Annotated in this window: 20 protein-coding genes, 8 tRNA genes and 1 pseudogene; 14 read left to right on the top strand and 15 right to left on the bottom strand. The window is 49.0% G+C overall.

All coding sequences use genetic code 11. The features are described 5' to 3' along the window. Positions 1 to 224: 224 nt before the first annotated feature. The 3 genes from merA to HYX70_02775 form a co-directional block, all read right to left on the bottom strand. Complete coding sequence (merA, locus tag HYX70_02785; GenBank protein MBI2798201.1) at positions 225 to 1628, bottom strand: mercury(II) reductase; 1404 nt, start codon at positions 1626 to 1628, stop codon at positions 225 to 227. After that, positions 1615 to 1932, bottom strand: a complete 318-nt coding sequence (locus HYX70_02780) for a winged helix-turn-helix transcriptional regulator (GenBank protein MBI2798200.1) — start codon at positions 1930 to 1932, stop codon at positions 1615 to 1617. Before HYX70_02780 ends, merA begins: the two co-directional genes overlap by 14 nt. Before the next feature lie 374 nt (positions 1933 to 2306). Beyond that, positions 2307 to 2477: a hypothetical protein gene (locus HYX70_02775; protein MBI2798199.1), complete on the bottom strand. Its 171-nt coding sequence runs from the start codon at positions 2475 to 2477 to the stop codon at positions 2307 to 2309. Positions 2478 to 2660: 183 nt separating this feature from the next. Here HYX70_02775 and HYX70_02770 point away from each other — a divergent pair. Next, positions 2661 to 3137, top strand: a pseudogene (locus HYX70_02770) (recombinase family protein). A 396-nt stretch (positions 3138 to 3533) separates the two neighbouring features. Then, a complete protein-coding gene (locus HYX70_02765; protein MBI2798198.1) occupies positions 3534 to 4244 on the top strand; it encodes a hypothetical protein in 711 nt (236 codons plus the stop codon). Here the strand turns inward: HYX70_02765 and HYX70_02760 are convergent. From HYX70_02760 to HYX70_02750, 3 genes are all read right to left on the bottom strand, one after another. Next, positions 4201 to 4277, bottom strand: a tRNA-Val gene (locus HYX70_02760). The genes HYX70_02765 and HYX70_02760 overlap by 44 nt on opposite strands. Before the next feature lie 12 nt (positions 4278 to 4289). Further along, positions 4290 to 4374 (bottom strand) — tRNA-Leu (locus tag HYX70_02755). A 1-nt stretch (position 4375) separates the two neighbouring features. Continuing rightward, positions 4376 to 4449 (bottom strand) — tRNA-Cys (locus HYX70_02750). A gap of 270 nt (positions 4450 to 4719) precedes the next feature. Here HYX70_02750 and HYX70_02745 point away from each other — a divergent pair. The 8 genes from HYX70_02745 (at position 4720) to HYX70_02710 (ending at position 10081) form a co-directional block, all read left to right on the top strand. Continuing rightward, a tRNA-Phe gene (locus tag HYX70_02745) sits at positions 4720 to 4795 on the top strand. Between the two features lies 1 nt (position 4796). Then, positions 4797 to 4873 (top strand) — tRNA-Gly (locus HYX70_02740). A gap of 115 nt (positions 4874 to 4988) precedes the next feature. Continuing rightward, positions 4989 to 5065 (top strand) — tRNA-Val (locus HYX70_02735). A gap of 80 nt (positions 5066 to 5145) precedes the next feature. Further along, positions 5146 to 5745 (top strand): hypothetical protein, encoded by a 600-nt coding sequence (locus HYX70_02730; protein MBI2798197.1) that lies wholly within the window; start codon positions 5146 to 5148, stop codon positions 5743 to 5745. A gap of 59 nt (positions 5746 to 5804) precedes the next feature. Then, positions 5805 to 6530, top strand: coding sequence for an SDR family oxidoreductase (locus tag HYX70_02725; GenBank protein ID MBI2798196.1), 726 nt, complete (start codon positions 5805 to 5807; stop codon positions 6528 to 6530). A 422-nt stretch (positions 6531 to 6952) separates the two neighbouring features. Further along, positions 6953 to 7957: a hypothetical protein gene (locus tag HYX70_02720; protein MBI2798195.1), complete on the top strand. Its 1005-nt coding sequence runs from the start codon at positions 6953 to 6955 to the stop codon at positions 7955 to 7957. Continuing rightward, on the top strand, positions 7954 to 8706 hold the full coding sequence (locus HYX70_02715) for a class I SAM-dependent methyltransferase (GenBank protein ID MBI2798194.1): 753 nt from the start codon (positions 7954 to 7956) through the stop codon (positions 8704 to 8706). Before HYX70_02720 ends, HYX70_02715 begins: the two co-directional genes overlap by 4 nt. A 526-nt stretch (positions 8707 to 9232) precedes the next feature. Beyond that, positions 9233 to 10081, top strand: coding sequence for a bifunctional 5,10-methylenetetrahydrofolate dehydrogenase/5,10-methenyltetrahydrofolate cyclohydrolase (locus HYX70_02710; protein MBI2798193.1), 849 nt, complete (start codon positions 9233 to 9235; stop codon positions 10079 to 10081). Here HYX70_02710 and HYX70_02705 read toward each other — a convergent pair. The 3 genes from HYX70_02705 to HYX70_02695 form a co-directional block, all read right to left on the bottom strand. Next, the gene (locus tag HYX70_02705; protein ID MBI2798192.1) at positions 10026 to 10454 is read right to left on the bottom strand and encodes a hypothetical protein; all 429 of its coding nucleotides are present in this window, start codon (positions 10452 to 10454) and stop codon (positions 10026 to 10028) included. The genes HYX70_02710 and HYX70_02705 overlap by 56 nt on opposite strands. Positions 10455 to 10460: 6 nt before the next feature. After that, positions 10461 to 10550: transfer RNA gene (locus HYX70_02700), tRNA-Leu, on the bottom strand. A 264-nt stretch (positions 10551 to 10814) separates the two neighbouring features. After that, positions 10815 to 12452 (bottom strand): FAD-binding oxidoreductase, encoded by a 1638-nt coding sequence (locus HYX70_02695; protein ID MBI2798191.1) that lies wholly within the window; start codon positions 12450 to 12452, stop codon positions 10815 to 10817. A 100-nt stretch (positions 12453 to 12552) separates the two neighbouring features. Between HYX70_02695 and HYX70_02690 the strand changes: the two genes are divergently transcribed. After that, the gene (locus HYX70_02690) at positions 12553 to 13419 is read left to right on the top strand and encodes a transglycosylase family protein (GenBank protein MBI2798190.1); all 867 of its coding nucleotides are present in this window, start codon (positions 12553 to 12555) and stop codon (positions 13417 to 13419) included. Between the two features lie 42 nt (positions 13420 to 13461). Then, positions 13462 to 13549: transfer RNA gene (locus tag HYX70_02685), tRNA-Leu, on the top strand. On the opposite strand, the gene HYX70_02680 is transcribed toward HYX70_02685, so the two are convergent. Together HYX70_02680 and HYX70_02675 are read right to left on the bottom strand one after the other, a co-directional pair. Continuing rightward, positions 13512 to 15074, bottom strand: a complete 1563-nt coding sequence (locus HYX70_02680) for a recombinase family protein (protein ID MBI2798189.1) — start codon at positions 15072 to 15074, stop codon at positions 13512 to 13514. The two genes, HYX70_02685 and HYX70_02680, sit on opposite strands and share 38 nt — an antisense overlap. Positions 15075 to 15478: 404 nt before the next feature. After that, a complete protein-coding gene (locus HYX70_02675; GenBank protein MBI2798188.1) occupies positions 15479 to 15928 on the bottom strand; it encodes a hypothetical protein in 450 nt (149 codons plus the stop codon). A gap of 62 nt (positions 15929 to 15990) precedes the next feature. Between HYX70_02675 and HYX70_02670 the strand changes: the two genes are divergently transcribed. Together HYX70_02670 and HYX70_02665 are read left to right on the top strand one after the other, a co-directional pair. Beyond that, positions 15991 to 16857 carry a hypothetical protein gene (locus HYX70_02670; GenBank protein ID MBI2798187.1) on the top strand — a complete coding sequence of 289 codons (867 nt, stop codon included), beginning with the start codon at positions 15991 to 15993 and terminating at the stop codon, positions 16855 to 16857. Between the two features lie 54 nt (positions 16858 to 16911). Next, positions 16912 to 17367: a nucleoside deaminase gene (locus HYX70_02665; GenBank protein ID MBI2798186.1), complete on the top strand. Its 456-nt coding sequence runs from the start codon at positions 16912 to 16914 to the stop codon at positions 17365 to 17367. Here the strand turns inward: HYX70_02665 and HYX70_02660 are convergent, their stop codons facing one another. Genes HYX70_02660 through HYX70_02645 form a run of 4 tightly spaced genes read right to left on the bottom strand, consistent with a single transcriptional unit; the run spans position 17368 to position 21166 of the window. Beyond that, a complete protein-coding gene (locus HYX70_02660) occupies positions 17368 to 19092 on the bottom strand; it encodes a hypothetical protein (GenBank protein ID MBI2798185.1) in 1725 nt (574 codons plus the stop codon). Between the two features lie 7 nt (positions 19093 to 19099). Further along, a complete protein-coding gene (secG, locus tag HYX70_02655) occupies positions 19100 to 19318 on the bottom strand; it encodes a preprotein translocase subunit SecG (protein ID MBI2798184.1) in 219 nt (72 codons plus the stop codon). Beyond that, positions 19315 to 19677: a phage holin family protein gene (locus HYX70_02650; protein ID MBI2798183.1), complete on the bottom strand. Its 363-nt coding sequence runs from the start codon at positions 19675 to 19677 to the stop codon at positions 19315 to 19317. The genes secG and HYX70_02650 overlap by 4 nt, the downstream gene beginning before the upstream one ends. 37 nt (positions 19678 to 19714) lie before the next feature. Continuing rightward, on the bottom strand, positions 19715 to 21166 hold the full coding sequence (locus HYX70_02645; protein ID MBI2798182.1) for an excinuclease ABC subunit UvrC: 1452 nt from the start codon (positions 21164 to 21166) through the stop codon (positions 19715 to 19717). Position 21167: the final 1 nt, after the last annotated feature.

Below are 21167 nucleotides of genomic sequence, written 5' to 3'. Positions count from 1 at the left end.
GAGAGAGACTTCTTTGGTGGGCTCGTGCTTTGAAAAATGCACGAGAATCAAATTAAAGTCCAAAAGTTTTAGAAAGCGGAGCGAGTTCAGTGGTTCGTGTCGCTTCGTCGTTCAATGCTGCTCCTTTGTACCCCGAACGCAATCAAAATAAGGGGGGAGACAACAGAGCGAAGCGAGAAATGCCCCTATAATCCCGATTTTAAGAAACGTTTTATCGTCGTTTTTCATATACAACAACTTAATTTAGAAATATCTTTTGTAAACGAAAGTGCGACGATTTTTATTGCCTCCGAAAGTGTTGGGAACATCGGCAGAGAATTCACCACATCGTCAATCGTGTTTTTGTTCTTCACCAATACCATCGCTTCAGCGATGAGTTCTCCAGCATTCGGTGCGAGAATATGCACGCCGAGAATTTGTTTTGTCTGCGGATGAATCGCCATTTTTATCATTCCTTCTGTGCGCCGCATAATAATTGCTTTGGGCACATCCTCAAACGAAACGGTGCGGCAGGCGCAAACGCCCATTTGCTTCATTTGCTCGTCTTCGGTGAAACCAACTCCGGCAAGCTGAGGGTCGGTAAAAATGGTGTAAGGCACGGCATTGTAATCAATCGAAAGTGTTGTGCCTTTGAGCGCATTTTCTGCGGCAAGCGTTCCCTCACGTCCGGCAGTTGGTTCAAGCCGTAAAGGACCATTGGTAACATCTCCAACGGCAAAAACTTTCGGATTGGATGTTTGGAAATACTGATTGACGACTACCGCTTGACCTTTATTTATTTCAACACTAACAACATCAAGACGGAGTCCTTGCGTGTTAGGCGTTTTGCCTGCCGCCAAAAGTATTTCGTCAGCGGATACTTCCTCTTGTGCCTCGCCGATTTGATACGAGACAACATTTTTATCGCCCTCTTTGCGCACGCTTTTTATCTCAACATTCGTTTTGATTGTTATTCCTTCCTTTGAGAGTATTTCGGCGAGGCGATCAGTGAGTGCTTTTTCAGAGTGCGGGAAAATTGAGTCGCCGCGGTGTAAAATGGTTACTTTCGTGCCAAAGCGAGAAAACATTTGAGCAAATTCCAAGCCAAGCGGCCCTGCACCGACCACAACCAATTCTTTCGGTTGCTTTTCTAGGCGCAACGCCTCAATATGCGTGACAAACCCCGTCTCTCGTATTCCCTCAATCGGCGGAACATTGGCAGTGGAGCCCACGGCGATGATAAATTTTTCCGCACTCAATGTTTCGCCGTTCACTTCCACCTCGTTTTGAGAAATAAACTTTGCCTTACCCTCAACTGCCGTTACATATTCTAAACTTTTGAGCACCTTTTCGTATTTTTCTTGGCGCAATTTCTCCACAAGCGAAAGCTCGTCATGCACGACTTTTTGAAAATCAAAGTTTTTCACTTCAAGCTCAACGCCAGTAACGCCGTGATGTTTGGCATGGTGCAAAATTTCGCCAGCATAAAGAAGCGTCTTTGAGGGAACACACCCGACATTGACACAGGTGCCGCCGAGTGGAAGCCCGGCATTCACAAGAGCCGTTTTCGCTTTAAGTTCGTTAGCACGAATTGCCGCCGCGAATGCTCCGGCTCCGCCTCCGATAATGATAAGGTCAAATGTTTTCATAATGGGTGATTCTTTCTTTCATCACCTCGACGACAGGTGATTTCTTAAGTTTATAATAAACGGTGCGGAATTCGCGGCGGCTTTCAACCATATTCGCTTTTTGGAGCTTACGAAGCGTATGAGAAACGGCAGAAACCGAAACGCCGACGACTTCGGTAATCTCACCGACCGAAAGTTCTTTGTGGCGGCACAAGAGATAACAAATTTTCAGGCGTGTTGGATCGCCGACCATGTTAAATTCTCGCGCACACGCGAGAATTGCTTCCTTATTCTTGAGTTCCTTTTTGAGTTCGTTCTTTTTCATATTTGAACCTACATTCAAATGATAGCAGACAAAAAGAAAAAGGACAACAAGTATTCTATTCATAGGGAGCTCCTCAATCTTTTCCGCGCTGGGAGGTGGGACAAGGAAAAGACAAGCCCGTCGAAAAAATAGCCGCCGGAAGCGAGGGCGTGGCGGATGGGGGGTGTGGGGGGGGAATTCCGCCCCGCCCGAGCCGAAGCGAAGCCCCGCCGCCCCGCGCGATTGAGCGCGGAGCCGAGCAGAAAAACTTTCTTTTCCTTTTTAGAAGAATTTTTTAGTGGCGCGCGCAAAGTCAAAATTGTAAAGAAGGTTTTTCTGCGAGGCAGGCCGCCGCTTTGCGGCGGCTGGCGGCGGGGCGGAGCGATTGGTTTCGGTTAGAGATTTTTGCTAAAATAGGTTCGAGCGCGGTTGTATAAATACACCAAGACAAAACTTTTCGGCTTTTTGAGAGCCAGATCGTGGGCGGCACAAAGTGCCGCCCATTGATTTTGTGGAGGTAAATCCTCTCCGCTCGGCGCGCGCAGGCGCGCCTCGCGGTTGGCCAAAACGAGGTTTGCTCTTGTGCGATTTAATTCTGTCTCGGATTTGATTTGCCCAACAAAAAGAATTTTTGCTATAATGAGTTTGCTCTCAATCGGACAAGTTGTCTTTTTTAATGGCCGTCTCGGGTCAGTTCAGGGCAACTTGGATTGAGTGCACCGGGGCGGCCATTTAAGTTTTCAAATTTTATGAATAACAACACGCAAAATATCTCGCAAAAATTCTTTTTGTATGCCCGCAAGTCCACTGACGTCGAGGACAAGCAGGTTTTGAGTATTGAGGCACAAATCACAGAATTGCGCGCCTTTGCAAAAACCGAAGGGCTAAACATTATTGAGGAACTTGTGGAGAAACAATCGGCCAAAATTCCTGGCCGTCCGATATTCGGTAAAATGATAGCGCGTATTGAGAAAGGCGAAGCAAACGGAATTTTGGCGTGGCATCCCGACAGATTGGCGCGCAATTCTGTGGACGGCGGACAAATAATCTATCTTTTGGACTGCGGTCATTTGGCGATACTCAAGTTTCCGACATTTTGGGCGGAAAACACCTCGCAAGGAAAATTTATGTTGAGTATCGCCTTTGGGCAAAGCAAATACTATGTTGATTCGCTTGCCGAAAATACAAAGCGCGGATTGCGCCAAAAAGTGAGGCGTGGCGAATATCCAAGTCTAGCACCTATTGGATACATCAATGACGTTAGGACAAAATCAATCGTCGTGGACAAAAAGCGCGCCTCCCTCATTCGCAAAGCATTTGAGCTATACGCGCAAAATGGCTCGCGACTTGAAGACATTTCCAACTTTTTGGCGCAAAACAATATCTTTTCTTCCGGCGGCAAGCGAATCAAACGAGACAGAATTTCTTTTATCCTTTCCAATCCATTTTACGTCGGGCTATTTCGCTATGCTGGGGAAATTCACGAAGGAAAGCACCAGCCAGTCATCTCAAAGAAAATTTTTGATAAAGTCCAAGAAGTTTTAAGGCAAAGAGGAAAGCCGCAAAAAACAAAAAATGAACCTCGACCATTTTGCGGACTGTTGAGTTGCGCCACCTGCAACATGATGATAACTGGCGAGTACAAGGTTAAGAGGCAGAAAAACGGTAATGTTCATAATTACACTTACTACCGTTGCACCAAAAAACGCAAGGATATGAAATGTCCCGAACCTTGTATTCGCCAAGAGGTATTAGACAAACAGCTTTCCTCTTTGCTTCAAAATTTTTCTTTGAGACCGGATTGGGCGGCAGGATTACGCACCATGCTTGAAAAAGACAAAACGGAAGCCGCCCAATCCTCCACCGCTTTTGTTCAAGAGTCCCGAGATAAAATCCGCACTATTACCACAAAGCTCCAGCGACTTCTTGATGGGTATTTAGAGCAAGATATTGAACGCGAAATTTACCGATTTGAAAAAGCAAAATTGTTAAGCGAAAAGAAGTCGCTGGAGGAACAATCTACCCGTCTTGAACAAAAGCGGATTGGCTGGCTCGAACCGCTTGAGGAATGGATAAAAGAGGCAGAATCTCTGCCTAAAATCGCAAAAGAGAGCAACCTTTTTGCGAAAAAGGTTGCTTGCCGAACTTTGTTCGGCTCGAACCTCGTTTTGGCCAACCGCGAGGCGCGCCTGCGCGCGCCGAGCGGAGAGGATTTACCTCCACAAAATCAATGGGCGGCACTTTGTGCCGCCCACGATCTGGCTCTCAAAAAGCCGAAAAGTTTTGTCTTGGTGGACAATACAGGAGTCGAACCTGTGACCTCACGGATGTGAACCGTGCGCTCTAACCAGCTGAGCTAATTGTCCTTAATTATTACTTGGTGCGCGGGGCGGGACTCGAACCCGCAAGCCGTGAGGCAACGGATTTTAAGTCCGTCGTGTATACCAGTTCCACCACCCGCGCTTGGAGGCACGTACCGGAATCGAACCGGCGTAAAAGGTTTTGCAGACCTTTGCCTAACCACTCGGCCAACGTGCCTCGTCAAAATAAACTTCTTGATATTGAAAACAAAAAAGTATTTAATTTTCAACTTTTTTGCGTGTTCATTTTTCCTCTCGCTTATCAAACATCCGCCTTGCGGCGGATTAGTTCACTAAAGCGGCAAATCGCAAGCTCAAGACCACCATATTATACCTGTTATAGCTAATCTTATAAAGGGGTAGAAAAAGGTGCAAAAATTTGGTATTATAAGTTGCGTTATTTAGTTGTTTATGCCCGGCCAAAAGCGAGAATGGTTTTGGCCGTTAAGGCGCCTTAGCTCAGTTGGTAGAGCGATGGCCTGAAGAGCCATGCGTCGCTGGTTCGATTCCAGCAGGCGCCACCAAGCGGGTATAGCTCAGTTGTTTAGAGCGCATCCTTGCCAAGGATGAGGCCGTGGGTTAGAGTCCCACTACCCGCACCACAGCACTTTAATGCTTCAGTTGATAAAGACAAATTACCAATTTGCATTTGTAACTCTTGCATTAATGTTCCTTCTCCCACAAAAGTCTGAACTTTTGCGGGCACCCAAATAACAAGGGCGATTAGCTCAGTTGGCTAGAGCATCTCGTTTACACCGAGGAGGTCGTAGGTTCGAGTCCTACATCGCCCACCACCTCGTTGCCTGACTTTGCGACTACGAGGAGATGAATTGGATCCTCAGCATCGGCCATCCATAGCTTGTGCATGGCCCTCATGGTCTTGGGCGATCGATCTGCATACGCACTCTGCCGTCCACCCGGCCACCATGCAGGTAGAGCAAGTTTCGGCGGCTACTGCTATTTCAACAATGCCGCGGCGGCGGCGGAGTTCCTCTGCGAAGGCGGACAGCGGGTAGCAATTTTGGATGTGGACTTCCATCATGGAAATGGAACACAGGACCTGTTCTATACGCGTGGAGACGTGTTGTATGTCTCAATCCACGGAGATCCAGACCATGCTTATCCCTATTTCTCTGGTCGGGCCACGGAGCTGGGTAAATCGGATGGCATTGGTGCTAACAGGAACTTTCCGCTACCAACCGGCACGTCTGACCCCGCTTACCTTGAATGTCTGAAGGCAGCATGCGACGAAATCGCACGATTCGAGCCCGCATACTTGGTGCTGTCTCTTGGGCTCGATACCTATGTTGACGATCAACTTGGCGATTTTCTGCTTACGCTTGGTGGATATGAGGGCGCCGCCACTCGAGTTGGGGCCTTGGGTATCCCAACGGTGGTAGTTCAGGAAGGCGGTTACCACCTTCCTTCGCTGGGAACATCGGTGGAAACCTGGCTTAGCGGCCTTATCGGCTAGTGATACCTTGTATTTGCAGTAAGACTACGCGACAATTGGAAGGTAACGAGGAGTAGATCATGAGTGAGAGCAGGCGAATTGACTCTATATTGATCACCGGCGCGTCGCGGGGAATCGGCTTCGCGATGGCATGTGCGACGGCGCCGATGGCCGACGCGATATTTCTTCATGCGCGTACCGATCGAGCGTTGGACGCAATAAGCAAGCGGCTGGACGAGCTGGCCCCAGAATGCAAGCAATTTCGCGTATCCGCGGACCTAGCCGACGAAGGAAGCCCTCGCGCGATCGCAGACGCCGTGGCGACCCATCGTGACCAACTCGACGTGCTCGTGCTAAATGGCGGGATCTACCTGGACGGTGACGCGGTAGACGGCGCGAGCGACGATTTTCTGACTCAACTCCGCGTGAATCTACTGGCGAACATGGACATCGCGCACTGCATGCTCCCGCTTCTGAAGCGTGGGACGCGGAGGAGGATAGTGATAACGGGCTCCACCGCAGGCTTCGAGCCCTATCCGGGAGGTGCGCACTATGGGATCACGAAATGGGGGCTGCGGGGATTTGCTCAGAACCTTCGAAAAGAGCTTGTCGGAGAGAACATCGGTGTAACGCATCTTGCGGCGGGTGCGACGGCGACAGACATGTGGGCAGACGAGGAACTCCCGGAAGGGCGCCTTCTCGATCCGGATGACCATGGCATACTGCTGGCTGCCGTCCTCAGCCTCTCGCCTCAGGCAGTGGTGGAGGAGATCTCGATCCGGTCGATGCTTGGCGATCCGCACTAGCTCATGCAGGGGGAGCAGCAGTCACCCCAACGGCCTCGGCCGCGGGCCAGCACAACGTTGCCACGATATGACGCTCATCCGCTCTCGCTCGACGTGGTGGCTGTGACTGCGGATGGCCGAGAAGCACACTTGGACGCGGCCACCGACGTCGTCGAGACGCTGGCTCCGCGAGTGGTCAGGTCTCTGAAGCGGACAGTCGAGTATCAGGCGTACGCTCCGATCCGGGGTCTAGCGATAATTGAACTGGGGAATCGAGGTATCACCTGCTATTTTTACCTACCGTGTTGGTGGGGGCCATCCCCCGAGTGCACGTACAGGAGCTACTACCGGAAGTACGGAGAAGCGGAATGGGTTGCCGAGACCTCGTCCGATCCCTTTGTCTCTGCGTACTCGGCGCATGTGCTTTCGTCGTTTCTCTTGGCGTGGCAACACCAGTCACTGCAATAGCTAGCGAAGATCCGCCGTCTTCAGCCGTGTCGACGGGCACCGAACCGAAGCCCTCGCAGACGCCTTCTGACCCAAATGGAACAGCGAGCCCAATTGGTGCATGGACGGTGGCGATCGTGGGCGCGACGATTGGCGGGTTCTTCGCCTACCTGATGTACGACAAGTACAAGCGCCACGTGCGGTGTGTACTGAACCCACGACGGCCGGCGACGGTAGACCGCTTCGTGCATCAATACATTGACCTCATCGAGGACTGCGATCGAGTATCGCCGGACAAGCTGGCCGTGTGGCTCGGCGACAAGCGATACTCGCCCAAGACCATGAGGGCCATGCACAAGCTATGGATGGCCGATGCTGAGGATCCAATTCATCTCCTCGTAGTCGCAAAGTCAGGCAACGAGGTGGTGGGATTCGTCAAGGCGATCGCATTGCGCAAGAGTCGTCAGCTCTATGTCGGATTCTTCGGGGCCCAGAATGTGGCAGGCATCGGACAAGGTGAAATATCTCGTCATCTTGTCGCCAAACTCGAATTGATCATTGCGAAGCTTGATGGTGTCGAGTGGCTGTCTTTTGAGATCACCGGTTCCGGCAGTCGATCGATTAGTCGGTGGCGTCTGTTCTCGGATTTCGCGAGAAAGACCGGCCACGAATGTCTTCACCTCGACGGTTACGTATTGCCAGAGGCGGATGGACTGGAAGCACTGACAGTGCCATCCGAATTGGCCTTGGCGGATGCCGGATTGTTTGGCCTCGTGCCATTGAGCGAGAGGTCTACGACGATGCGAGAGTTGCAACGAGCGGAGGCAGCATTGATCTTGCGTGACGTGTACTTCCGGGTGTACCTGTTCATGTTTCGGATGCCATCTGAGCCCGCAGTTGAGTATGACGCCTACATTCGGCGATTCTTTCGCCTGTGGTTCGTGGCGAGCTCTGATCCAGTTCGCCTTCTTCGTCAACACCCGGAACTGCAAAAGCAATGACTGTTCCAGGCTTGGGGGCGAATGCCTTCGACGCGGGATACGCAGAGACGAGAAGGACTGATCCTCGTCTACGCGAAATCGTGGATCGACTTCTAGGTGGAACCGACTCGGTTGTAAACGTCGGATGCGGTAGCGGTTCGTACGAGCCGCCGGACAAGTTCGTCATCGGTCTTGACCCATCGAGAACGATGCTTTCGCAGCGAGGGGGCGGTATCTCAGTGCGAGCCGTTGCTGAAGACCTCCCACTACGATCAAAGTCCGTGAGTGGAGTGCTCGCGGTTCACACATTGCATCATTGGAAGGACTGGCGACTGGGCTTGGACGAAGTCTGTCGCGTTGGTGTTTCGAGGGTGGTGATCATCACCCAAGATCCTGATTGCGAGTACGACTTTTGGCTTGAACGACAGTACCTTCCTCAACTGCTTGACGAGGACTGGTCGAACTTTCCTGCTATCGGAGAGATAACCGAGTATCTGAATGATGGTTCGGTGCGTCCGTTCCCACTTCCGTGGGACTTTGAGGACGGTATATACGAAGCATTCTGGCGACGCCCTCAGCAGTATCTCAATCCCCGGGTACGCCGGAACATCTCGGCCTTCGCGCGCATCGGTGACCGTGACCTCGCGACCGCAATGCAACGACTTGAGAACGACATCACTACCGGCCGATGGTCTGAGCAGAATGCCGACCTCGTGACCGCGCCTGAGAAGGACTATGGGTATGTCGTCATCTCCGGCACTCCGCGTTGATCGGCCGTTGTTCCACTGACGTCAGACGAGGTTGCTGTGTGCTCGGCAGCGACGACGTTAGATAGTCGTTGTGCAGCGCTCGGCGAACTGTCTCCGCATCTACCTCGTACTCGCGAGCGATCGAGGCAGCCGACTGGCCAGCGGCGAACAACGAGCGGGCATGGGCTACCGCTTCGTCGTCAAGTTTGCGGCCCTGTGCCCGCCGCTCAACGCCGCGACGCTCGAGATGACTCATGACAGTTGTCCGGTGGACGCCAAAGTCCCGTGCGCAGTCACGGACTGAGCACCCGGCCTGATACGCGGCCACGAGGTCGTCAACTTGCTCAGACGAGAGTCGAACTTGCTTCTGGACAGTCCGATCGGTCGTTGTGCCAGACGGTTCAGGTGTCGCATCAGCGCCGATTTCATCGGATGCCTCAGGGGAATTCGCCAACGCGCCGCGCGGATTCGAAAGCCGTTGGAAAAGGGCCACCATAAATTATTCCAACATTAGAGCCTATTGGCTCTTTTTTGATAGAATTAAGTTATGACCAAAATCATAGATGGCCGCAAGATCGCCCAAAAAGTTTATAAAGACCTTAAGCCTCGTGTAGAAAAGCTAGCAAAAGCCGGGGTGCAGCCCAAGCTAGTTATTATTGGCGTTAATCCCGACGAACCTTCGAAAGTTTATATTCGCATGAAGCAACGCCGGGCTGGCGAGCTCGACATAGCTACCGAGTACTTAGACTTGAGCAGTCAATCGCCAGCTGAGTGCGAAAAGATTGTAGCTGGGCTTGCTGAAGACCTAAAAGTTCATGGCATAATTGCCCAGCTGCCCTTTAATGGTTGGGGCAGTGCTCAAGAGCTGCTCGACCACATACCGGCCGAAAAGGATGTGGATGGGCTGAGCAGCACCAGCCAGGAGTTGTTAAAAACCGACAAAGCCCCGCTAGTGCCAGCTACTCCCAAGTCTATTCTGGAACTCTTGCGCCGAGAGGATATTGAATTAAAGGGCAAACACATCGTTATTGTTGGTCGCGGCCAGTTGGTGGGCAAACCACTGCACGATATTTTAGCCAGCGAAAGCCAAGATGTAACTGTAGCCCACCGACAAACCGAAGATTTTAGCGGCACCCTGCAAAAAGCCGATGTTATTATCTCTGCCGCCGGCAAAGCTGGCCTAGTTACGGGCGATATGGTTAAGAAGGGGGCGGTTGTGATAGATGCCGGCACCATGGATGTGGGCGGTGAACTAAAGGGTGACGTTGATTTTAGCAGTGTGAAAGAAAAAGCCAGCTACATCTCGCCAGTCCCTGGCGGTGTGGGGCCGGTTACGGTGGCTATGCTGCTGGAGAATGTGGTTGAGGCAGCTGAGAACTTAAGTAGTCCTCAATAAGCTTTGCGTCCACTTGATCCTTTGGGCGATTATAGGCTTTTTTGTACTTTAAAACCTCTTCTAATTGAACAAATGGCACACCTTCGATAACTTCTGCTTGCTTTATCAGCTTAGCCACATCTGGGTGGTAAGGAGGATAATCCCAAGTATCACATACTTCAAGAATACCTTTTACCAGATATCTGGTGCCTTCATCCCAAAATTTCTCATCCCACCCCGCACTCTTCATTTGCTCATAAAGTTGGGGTGTAACAATTAAGTCTATATCTTTATTAAAAGGCTTAATTTTCCGAACCTGCATTGGGCCGCTTCCGAAAACCGCATAGCTTCCTATGGGGAGATTGAGTTTTTTAACTTCGTCTATAATATTCATAATTTCTGGTGCCGCGGAGAAGACTCGAACTTCCACGCCCGAAAAGTGGGCACTAGCCCCTCAAGCTAGCGTGTCTACCAATTCCACCACCGCGGCCTATTAATCTTTAAGTTGATCAGCTCCCCAAACTAGTTGAGCCACCGCGGCCTATTAATCTTTAAGTTGATCAGCTCCCCAAACTAGTTGAGGGGCTAGTCTAGCCTAATATAACTTGCTCGCTTCTGCTCGACAGCTTGCGTGTTTTGCGAACTTCCACCACCGCGGCCTAACCGCTACATTTTACTATATTTAGTTTTATTGTTCGAGACCACAGTCGAGAACTGCTGTAGTTCTCAGCTAAAGCTTCGAACAATAAGTCAGCTAGTGGTTGTAGCTAGCTGGCAGATGGTCGTGCAAATGACGCATGTTGTATTCACGGCGCAGTTTGGTTACAGCGTCTTCGTGGCTAACACCAATTTTCACTTGATTGTTCAAAAAGTTGTTGGGGTCGAACAAGTTTTTAACGTCTTCGAAAAGTTTGTACAGATCAGCACCATAAAGAGCTTTTAAATACGGCGCGCGCATAATGCCGTCGTTGTGTTCACCGCATGTGGTGCCGCCAAGTTTAATGACTAATTTGTAAAAGGCATTAGTAAGCGCAAACAGTTTGGCACGATCACGCAAGTTGGCCAGGTCCAGAAACGGCTGAATATGCAGGTGGCCATTGCCCGCATGACCCCAAATAGCTACTTCGACCTTGTACTTGGCGAACATCTTGTCGGCTTCTTCTAGCAACTCGCCTAGTTTTTCGACCGGCACGGCACCGTCTTCGATAATTGGCAAGGCTTTTTTGGGCCCATCGACGGTCCAAATTACGGCCGCCGCTCCCCGGCGGATGCGCCACAGCTGGTCTTCTTGATCTTTGTTGACTGCTAGGCGTTGATCGTGGGCATAGTGTTTGAATATGGCGCTGGCTGCTTTGGCCTTTTTGGCTTGGGCTTTTGGCTTAGAGTCGTCAAATTCACACAGCAGCACAATTCGGGGGATCTCTTCGCTCGGCAGTAAGCCTGCGAGCTGCTCGGGCTTGTTTTTTTGCAAAAACTCCAATAAGTGATGATCCACCACCTCGAGCGCACTGGGCTGTAACTTCATTAGGTGCTGAACAGCCTCTTGGGCCTTATGAATGCTTTCAAAATAACCGACCACGAGGGTGGTTTTGGATGAGTAGGCCTCGGTATAAAAAGTGGCTTCGGACACAACCCCCAGCGTGCCTTGGGAGCCGACAATTAATTGACTTAAGTCAAGGCTACCATCTGAACGTTTAACGTCCCACAGATCGTAACCGGCAGAGTTTTTGCTAACGTGCAAGTTGTGATCGTGTAACAGTTTTTGGTTGGCTTCGATCATAGCATCGATCTCGCGATACAAATGGCCTTCGAAGTCGCTTTGAGCTTTCTTGGCTCTTAGCTCTTTTTTGTTTAAACGACTGGTGGTAATAACATCGCCATTGCTCAAAACTACACGCAACGCCTTAACCCAGTGCCGAGTAGAGCCGTACTTAAGGGTCTTCTCGCCAGCCGCATTGTTGGCCACTGCCCCACCAATAGTACAAAAATCTATGCTAGCAGGGTACGGCGGTAAAAAACGCCAGTGGCTGTGCAAGATTCCTTGCAGGTGAGCGTAAATCATGCCGGGTTGCACGGTAATGGTTTCTTTATCGATGTGTTTGAGTGCCTTCATATGGGCCGGAAACACCAACATGGCACCATTGCCCAGAGCGCCGCCGCCTTGGTCGGTGCCTTTGCCACGGGCGGTTAGATTAATCACCTCGCCTTCTTGAGCCTTCCAGTTCAAATACTTAACCACATTTACCACATCGGTCTCATTGCGCGGATAAATGACCATTTTTGGTTTAACAGTAAATATGCTGCCATCGGTAGAAAAGTAGCGACGAGCTGACTCGGCTATTGTAACTTCACCGCTTAATTGGCTAGCGAGATCTTTGATGGGGCTTTTCATATCTCTAAAATCATAACAAGTATGTTGGTAGGCAGCAAGCTAGCCAGCTTGACTATGGCCTGATTATAAGATAGGCTAAGCGTAAGGTTTATACCAAATTATGGCTGCCAAAACCAAGTCCCGAATCGGCAAAAACAAACTTACCATTACCAAACGCAACAAGTTTCTGTTGCTCGGTTTAGTTTTTGTATTTGTGGGTGTTGGCGTATTTATAATTACTCAAATATATGCAGCCGGAACTCCAGTTTTTAACACCAACCCAGACTACTGGCGTTCAAGAATCGCTCGTTGTGAATCTGGAGGCAACTACCAGGCCAGCAATGGCACCAACTTTGGCGCTTATCAGTTTGACTATGGCACATGGAAAGGTGCAGTTGGCCCCGACTTGGCAGCTCAATACCCCGATCCACGTCAAGCCCCACCGGCTGTGCAAGACCAGGCATTTAACAACACCTTTGCCAGGCGCGGCACTCAGCCCTGGAATGCCAGCTATCGTTGCTGGATAAGCGGCGCCGATGTGCCTGCCAGCACCAACGACAACACGCTTAACCCGTCTTCTCAAATTGCGGCCGTGTCGGCATCATCTCCGCCACCCAACCCCTTCGTGGTTACCTCTGGTAGCTACAACGTAGTTGTTAACGGCCGGGTAACCCTTAATAATGAACCTGTTAAGGGGGTTACCCTAAACACCTGTAGCGGTGATCGTAATGTAGTAACTGGTGATGATGGGCGCTTTAGCTTTGGCATTCCAGTTAATAATTCATTTTGTTTGCGTGTAGTCGCTGGCGCCCCAGAGGGCGCAACCTTGGCGCGTGTTAATAACGTAGTGGAACACGCTAAGGCCGTGAGCTATGAGGCCCAACGGGCCGGTGTTGATTGCTACCATAGTGTGTGGTGTTTGCTAGACCCAGCTTACACCTGGGATCGAGCTTACGACGGCGGCTATAACTTCTTCTATACAAAATAGCCATATTGACCCGTCTATAGTAAAATACTCAAGTTAAACCACGCCGCGGTGGTGGAATTGGTAGACACGCTAGATTCAGGTTCTAGTGAGCATTACGCTCGTGGAGGTTCGAGTCCTCTCCGCGGCACCATTAGAAAACTTTTTTCGGAATTGCCGCTCATTCGGGCGGTATTTTCTTTGGCTTTGCGGAGCAGAAGCCATATGTTCTTGGGGGGAAACGTATTTGGGGCAGCCGTTGGCTGCGCCTTTTTGGTTTTTAGAAACAGTTTCAATCCGTCCATCTCAAGAAAAGCGGACTTTATCGCACTATGCTCGCCACTCTCTGCAATTCCATTGAGGTCATACGCTTGTTTGAGCCACTGGCGCATAGGTTCAACCCAACTATTACTAGCAAGCGTGAACTTGCTGACTTGTTCCTCTAGCGACTTTTTCTCGGACATTAGCTCAGCTTGTTTAGCCCGATAGACACTCTGCTCTATATCTTGGTCTAAATAGCCGTCTAAAAGTCGCTGGAGCTTGCCCTGCAAGCTCGCAAGTCGTGTTTGTGCGTTAGCCACAAACACTCCAGAGGATTGGTTAGCTTTCTTTTCATCAGCAGCAAGCATTGTTTCTAGTTGTTCTGCCCAACTTTTGGGTATAGCGTAGCTATGCAAAATGTCTGTGAGCTGTGTTGCTAGTTCTGGTTCGGTTACTGCTGGCTCGGTGCAACGGATTGTTTTGTGCTTTCTTGTGCAACGGTAGTACACGTATTCGTGAATATTGCCGTTCTTTTGATGTTTTACTTTCTTTTCGGCAGTTATGGCTAGATTGCAGGTTGCACAACGCAGCAAGCCACAGAAAATCTGTGGAGCAGTTGCGCCTTTTTGTGGTCGTCCACGCTTGGCAAGCGTAGCTTGCACCTCGTCAAACAGTTTCTTGGAAATTATGGCTGTATGTTTGCCCTCGTGTATCTCGCCAAAATAGCGGAAATGTCCGTAGTAAAACGGATTTGTCAGCATACGCTTAATTTTGTCTTTGGGGAATTGCTTGCCAGATTTGGTTAGTATTCCTTTACTAGCAAGAAAGCTCGCAATATCCTCAAGCCGTTGATTGCCTTTTGCGTACAACCCAAAAGCCTCAATGACAATAGGCGAACGCCGTTTGTCTACGACAACTGTTTTTGTGCGTACATCGTTGATGTAACCGACAGGTGCAAGGCCGGGGCGTTCGCCCCGCCGCACCTTTTGGCGCAAACCTCTTTTGGTGTTTTCGGACAGATTGTCTACATAATACTTTGACTGTCCAAACGCTATGGACAACATAAACTTGCCTTGAGAAGTATTCTCAAACCAAAAAGAGGGGAACTTGAGTGTGCCGAGTTGTCCGCTGTCTAGTAAATAGACAATCTGTCCACCGTCCACACTATTTCTAGCCAGTCTATCTGGGTGCCACGCCAGAATATTGCCGCCATTTTGCTCTATTTCAGCTAACAACTTGCCGAATATGGGTCTGCCCGTTGTCTTGGCGGACTTTTTCTCCACAAACTCGGCGGCAATATGCAAACTCTCTCGCTTGGCGTATTCTCGCAACTCAACGAGTTGCGCCTCAATAGACAAAACTTGTTTGTCCTCTACGTCAGTAGATTTTCTGGCGTATAAATAATATTTTTCGTTCATAGCACCCCCTCTCAACTTAAATAGCCGCCTCGGTGGAACCAATTCAAGTTGCCTTAAATTGTCCGAGACGGCTATTAAAGCCGACAAACGAAAAAGACAACTACTGAATTGGTTCCACTTGCAATTATACCAAAAACCGCCAATGGCGGCTAAAAACCAAAAAGGCGCATCCAACGGCTGCCCCAAATACGTTTCCCCCCAAGAACATATGGCTTTTGCTCCGCAAAGCCAAAGAAAATACCGCCCGAATGAGCGGCAATTCCGAAAAAGGCTGACCCGCCCCGCCAGCCCTGGATTTTGATTGTTTTTGGATTTCCCCCGCCAAATTTCTTTTTTTCAGTTGAGAAAATCCAGGTCTGTCGGGTCGGCTGCCGAAAACGGCAGAAACGGCGTGGTGGTCGGTGCTAGGGGTTAATCTTGTAGTGCACCTGGAATGGTACTGGATTTCCAGAAACAGCAGGTGCTTGTAATGTGCCTAGTGCTTCGTAGATTTTTTGTAATAACTCTTGAGATACTTCACCCTGATTACTGATTTGTACAGACACTGGCTTATCGGTTGCCAGCTCAAACTGAATAAGAAGCTCGAATGCCGTAGGCGAGTCTTTTGCGACTGCTTCAACAACTCCAGAGATACTTTTAATGTACTGGCTGAGGGCTTCAGTGGAAACACTAGCCGCAACTGTCTGTTCATCGGCCAAGAGACGGACGCCCTCCAGCTTCACTGGTCCTGTTGGTTCGGGCGCAGGGCTTGCAGGGTTGTGTGTCTGCCATGTGCCGTTCGTTACGTAAGTTTGGCCGTCTACTGGGTTGTGGTATTGCTGGTCGTCTCGTGGTTGCTGATTGTCGTCTTGCATAGTTTCCCTTTCAAGTTTTTGCTAACAATTTCAGTTATAATTATACGCAAGGAGTAATAAAAATGCGATACCAGAGCCAATTTGATGACCAAGCCCTTGTTTTTGAAAAAGGTGTTTCGGCGATTGACATTATTACGTTGAACGGTGCGGCAAAAGCTGCCGACTCATATGTGCAACACCAAGAAATTGTTCTACCAACTGTGGCAGAAAATTTGCAAACAGGTTTCTTTGATGACCTAATGTGTATAGATATAGACCCCGGAACACGAACTGTTACGGCAACAATTGATACGAAAAAGATGGTTTGGCGGGAGACTATAAAAGCAAAGAAGTCTACACTGACTGACTATGCCGGTGCTGCACGTCTAGCTGTTTCGTTTTCAGACCTAGCTCTCGCCAACGTCAACAATGTTCAAGTAGCGATTGCACCCCTTAATCTTGACGACGGACGAGCTGCGCTTATGTGGTTTGCGGAAATACCGCTCGAAAGCCTGCAAAGCAGCGGTTACTATAATCTGTTTATTGCGGCTAGTAGACTAGCTGCGGGCTTCAAGGACGCAGCTCCCGAACACTACGACCAAGTAATAGTTCCGGCACAGCAGATTGATTATGAAAGAAAAATGACAGAGATCGTAGCGTTAAACAGAAACGAACTAGATGAAGTTAAACAAAAATTCAAAATAGGCTTGGACGATACTGGTGCCCGAGTACAAGCAGAGACCGTTATGACCTTGAGCCGCTCTATCCCGCAGCCAAAACCAGAACCTAAGATAGCCATTTTTGGTAGCAAAAATCCGGTTGTCTTCTGGTTGACCGAACCCGAAAATACAACGCAAAGAAATTTGGCGGGGGAAATCCAAAAACAATCAAAATCCAGGGCTGGCGGGGCGGGTCAGCCTTTGGCTGGCAAACGGCGGGGCTTACTTTAGGCTTTTTCTTGGAAATAGGTTCGAGCCTCGTTGTAGATAGACACCACTGCAATTATGAATGATAGAGCTTACTTAGAGAAAGCAATTGAGCTATCGCGGGAGTCAGTTGAAAGGGGCGGATTCCCCGCCGGCGCCATTGTTGTTAAAGAAAGCAAAATCCTCGCGTCTGGTGTAAGTAGTGGCAACCAGCTCAATGACCCTACCAGCCACGCAGAAATTGAGGCCATCCGCAAAGCTTGTCACCAACTTAAGACAACAGACTTGAGTGATACCACTATGTATTCATCGATGGAGCCTTGTTTAATGTGCTATGGAGCAACTGAGTGGTCCAATATTCCAAGGGTAGTATATGCCTGCGCAAGAGAGAAATTATCACAACAGCACTTTGAGGGTGATCATAATTTAGCCGAAATAAACAGACAGTCGTTGAGGCCAGTAGAGCTTGTCCATCTCCAAGAGCTTGAACAACTAGCCTTGGGTGTAGTTGAAGACTGGGAAAAAGCTAAATAATTACTGCCTGGCTTTTAGGGCCGGCCGGGTATTTATGTACCATTTGTAAACATTGTTGAACCGGTTTTGGGGCTCTATTATGCGGGTTGTGTTAAAGCCCTTCAACACGACACTCTGCGCGTAGTCATAATAAGGATTGTATAAGATTATGGCTGGCTCGTCTTGACTCCAGAGCTTTAAAAAATCTGTGTATTTGCTAGCTTTGTAGGCAGGGTCCTTGGCAATTCGCCCGGCTTCTAGATCGCGATCGACATTACTATTCTTGTAACTGCTTAAATTTAACCCAGGATCGTCGACTTGGCTGGAATGCCAAAAACTATATTCGTCTGAGCCAGCACCCAGGTTTTGGCCATACAGCAGTAGATCATAATTACGGGGTCGAACATAGTCTTGCTGCAAACTCGTGGCGTCAACTGCATTTATGTTTAGATTAACCCCTATTGCTTGCCACTGTTTTTTTAACGATTCGGCTACCTGTTGGTAGACCGAGCCTTTTAGGGTTACAAGATTCAGAGTGGTGTCTTGTGCCTTAGCAGTAGCTAGCGATGAGCGTGCCAAATCTTGACTATAGTCATAACGGGTGGTGTCAGCAGTAAAACCACTAAAGCCGGCCGGCAATGGCAGTTGTGATCGCACCCCCTGACTGTACAGCACTCCACTTACTATAGTGTCGCGATTGGTGGCGTAGGCTAGAGCTTGACGAAGAGGCTTGGTAAGCTTACTGTTTTTGAGGTTGAAAAACACCGCCACATAGGCCGGCTGCTTGAGCTGATATAGCTTAAGGTTTTCAATTTTAGAAAGCGTTTGGTAGTCTGGGGGTTCTATTTGAGAAATACCCATAATTTCTTTGCGCTCATAGGCCGTAATCTGGTCGCGCTCGGTTGGGTATATGTACATTTGCATGGTTGGAATGTATGGCCGACCCATATAAAACTCACTAAATGCTTGTAGTCGAACCACTCCCGAATTGGCCGACCCACCTACATACCGATACGGACCGCTGCCGATTGGTCTTTGATTGAATTCATGCAGCTTGAGCAACGAAGGTTTAACATTGGCCAGTATGTGTTTGGGCAATATCCCTACCGTAGTCGTGTATAAAAACTCGCTATAGCTGGCTGGCAAGTTAAAGCGTACGGTTGAGCTATTGAGTACTTCGGCCTGAACACCCTTCCAGTCAGCGCTATATGGGCTGCGGGTATCAGGGTTTTGAATAACAGAGACCGTAAAGGCTATATCCTCGGCTGTTACCGGACGGCCATCTTGCCATTTGGCATTGGATCGAAGATAAAATGTATAGCTCTTTTTGTCTGGGCTTACATCCCAATTGTTGGCTAGATCACCAGCATAGCCTCCGCTCGGGTCGATCTTGGTTAAGCCCGAAAATATTAAAGCCGAGATGTCCTTGGACGCCGAGTTGTCGGCAAAAATTGGATTCATAGATCTCAACTCTCCGGTCAATCCTTCAGAATAATTACCTCCATAGGCGGGTACTGTGGCAACATAGCGGGCATCGAGATTTTGAATGCCTACCAGCAATCCCCAGTAACAAATCAAAACTAACCCCAGCCAAGCCACCATTACGCTTCGCATAGAACCTAGCTTTTGCCAGCCACCGTAGATATGACGACTAAAGTAGTTCAACAGCCAAATACGCCAAAGGTGAAGATGATAATACATGCGGCGAGATTTACGACGTAATTTAAACCGTAGATACTTCCACATTGGTTGTTTAGTAAATAACCAAGCTACCTATGATGCTGCCCACAAAAATAATAGCTAGAATAATGGTAGCTATAAACAATATCCGCTCAATACCCCGCTTTGAACGGTAAAAACTACTGTCGCCGCCAAAAGCCGAGCCCAGTCCCATACCCTGGTTTTGTAACAAAACACAACCGATCAAAAGAACGGCTGAGATAATTGTTATGTAGGGTAGGATGTTTTTCATAATTCTTGTTTTTCTTCAACTAATAAATCGTTCATTAGGTAGTTTACGACCCAGATAATAATCACAGCACCGAGTGCTGCCCAAACAGAGTTAACCTGAAATGGCTTATAGAGAGCACTAGTAATGTAAAGCATTAGCATGTTTACTACGAGCGTAAATAGCCCCATGGTAACTACTATTGCTGGCAAGCTAAGTATAACCACCACTGGCCGCACTAGCGCATTGACAATACCAAAAATCAAGCTAGCAATCAAGAGCACCGTTAGCTGTTGATTATACTGTATGCCAACCAATAGGCTAGCGGCTGCCCAGAGACCCAAAAAATTCACCAGCCAGCTCAAAAGCAAGCGTTTTATCATTTCGCTATTTTACCATATTTTCAGATTGCATGGTAGTCTAAACGGTGCCTAAGTCGGCCTTAATTGTGCTGGCTAGCTTGGGCCCCACCACGCCACTTAGTTCGGCCCGACTGGCTGCCTTTATGCCGGCCACGCTGCCAAAATGCTTAACAAGTTTTTTACGAGTAGCTGGGCCAACGCCCGCGATAGCATCGAGTTGCGATGTTTTGGTGCGCTGGTTACGCACAGCGGTGTGATAGCTAACAGCAAATCTATGAGCCTCATCGCGAATCCGCTGCACTAGCTGCAAAGTTGCCGATCCATGGTTGAGAGCAATAATCTTGTAATCGCCTTCTATCCTTTCACCAGCCTGCAGGCCTGTTGTGGCGCTCGAAGCTAACTGAATTATTTGCTCATGCCGTTTGGCCAAACCAACCGTTGGTATCGCCACGCCAACCTCTTGCATGGCATTCAAAGCCGAACTAAGCTGCCCCTTGCCACCATCAATCACAACCAAGTCTGGCTTAGCCCAAGCATCGTGACGGCCAGAAAAACGGCGTCGCAAAGTTTCGCGCATCATAGCAAAGTCGTTTGGGCCAACACTGTGCATCTTAAAATGCCGGTACTCACTTTGATTGGGCACGCCGTCGGTAAAAACTATCATGCTGCTAACTGCATCGCCGCCAGCAAAGTTACTTATGTCGTAGCACTCTATACGTCTTGGTGCGCCCATTAGGCCTAGCCGATCAGCTAAACCATTGAGAGCTTGGTCGAGTGTGAGATCGAATTTTTCTTGAGTGCCAAAAACTATTTTGGTACTAAGCGCCTTAAGTGCCAAGTACTGATTGCGAGCCTCAGCGGCTTGTTCATACCTTTTATCTTGAGCCAGTTTTTTCATTTCGCGCTCGAGCTGCGTAAGCAGTTGCGAGGTTTTGCCCTCGAGTACGTAAATCAACCGCTTCACTAGTTTGCGATATTCAGTCTTATTCATATCTGGCTTGGGAACCACCCCTATCTGGTGTTCTAGCTTCGATGATATATTGCGTTCTGGCTTTACATAGTAAGGGAATATCCGTCGTAAATACCGTAGAGCCTTCTTGACCGCATAGCCATGCACAAAGGGCCCAAAATATCTCGCCCTGTCATCGCTTGGGCGACGCACAAAGCTAACAGCTGGCCAGTCTTGGTTAGTGGTAATACGTACATAAATAAAGTTTTTGTCGTCTTTTTCGAGCACATTGTAAAGCGGCTTATAGCGCTTAATAAATTCAGCCTCTAAAAACAAGGCTTCAATTTCTGAGTCCGTCTCTATCCAGCTAGTGTTGGCAATGTTTTCTACTAATAGCGGGGTTTTGTAGTCGCGGTGGTGTTTTTGAAAATAGCTAGCCACTCTTCGTTTTAATATCGAGGCCTTGCCAATGTAAATAATTTCCCCAGCCTGGTTGTAAAAAAAATAGACACCTGGTTTAAGTGGAAGCTCTTTTAATTTTTGCTGCAACGACTTCTTCACG

This window comes from Candidatus Saccharibacteria bacterium (assembly GCA_016191105.1).
Lineage (GTDB): Bacteria > Patescibacteriota > Saccharimonadia > CAILAD01 > BJGX01 > JACPPH01.
Note: the sequence above shows the minus strand (reverse complement) of the source record. Positions and strands in the feature narration are given on the sequence as shown.

Coding starts and splice junctions, on each gene's coding strand:
- HYX70_02780 (MBI2798200.1), bottom strand. CDS start 1,932: ATGAAAAAGAACGAACTCAAAAAGGAACTCAAGAATAAGGAAGCAATT.
- HYX70_02730 (MBI2798197.1), top strand. CDS start 5,146: ATGGTCTTGGGCGATCGATCTGCATACGCACTCTGCCGTCCACCCGGC.
- HYX70_02725 (MBI2798196.1), top strand. CDS start 5,805: ATGAGTGAGAGCAGGCGAATTGACTCTATATTGATCACCGGCGCGTCG.
- HYX70_02690 (MBI2798190.1), top strand. CDS start 12,553: ATGGCTGCCAAAACCAAGTCCCGAATCGGCAAAAACAAACTTACCATT.
- merA (MBI2798201.1), bottom strand. CDS start 1,628: ATGAAAACATTTGACCTTATCATTATCGGAGGCGGAGCCGGAGCATTC.
- HYX70_02765 (MBI2798198.1), top strand. CDS start 3,534: ATGATGATAACTGGCGAGTACAAGGTTAAGAGGCAGAAAAACGGTAAT.
- HYX70_02675 (MBI2798188.1), bottom strand. CDS start 15,928: ATGCAAGACGACAATCAGCAACCACGAGACGACCAGCAATACCACAAC.
- HYX70_02710 (MBI2798193.1), top strand. CDS start 9,233: ATGACCAAAATCATAGATGGCCGCAAGATCGCCCAAAAAGTTTATAAA.
- secG (MBI2798184.1), bottom strand. CDS start 19,318: ATGAAAAACATCCTACCCTACATAACAATTATCTCAGCCGTTCTTTTG.
- HYX70_02670 (MBI2798187.1), top strand. CDS start 15,991: ATGCGATACCAGAGCCAATTTGATGACCAAGCCCTTGTTTTTGAAAAA.
- HYX70_02705 (MBI2798192.1), bottom strand. CDS start 10,454: ATGAATATTATAGACGAAGTTAAAAAACTCAATCTCCCCATAGGAAGC.
- HYX70_02650 (MBI2798183.1), bottom strand. CDS start 19,677: ATGATAAAACGCTTGCTTTTGAGCTGGCTGGTGAATTTTTTGGGTCTC.
- HYX70_02680 (MBI2798189.1), bottom strand. CDS start 15,074: ATGAACGAAAAATATTATTTATACGCCAGAAAATCTACTGACGTAGAG.
- HYX70_02715 (MBI2798194.1), top strand. CDS start 7,954: ATGACTGTTCCAGGCTTGGGGGCGAATGCCTTCGACGCGGGATACGCA.
- HYX70_02660 (MBI2798185.1), bottom strand. CDS start 19,092: ATGTGGAAGTATCTACGGTTTAAATTACGTCGTAAATCTCGCCGCATG.
- HYX70_02665 (MBI2798186.1), top strand. CDS start 16,912: ATGAATGATAGAGCTTACTTAGAGAAAGCAATTGAGCTATCGCGGGAG.
- HYX70_02695 (MBI2798191.1), bottom strand. CDS start 12,452: ATGAAAAGCCCCATCAAAGATCTCGCTAGCCAATTAAGCGGTGAAGTT.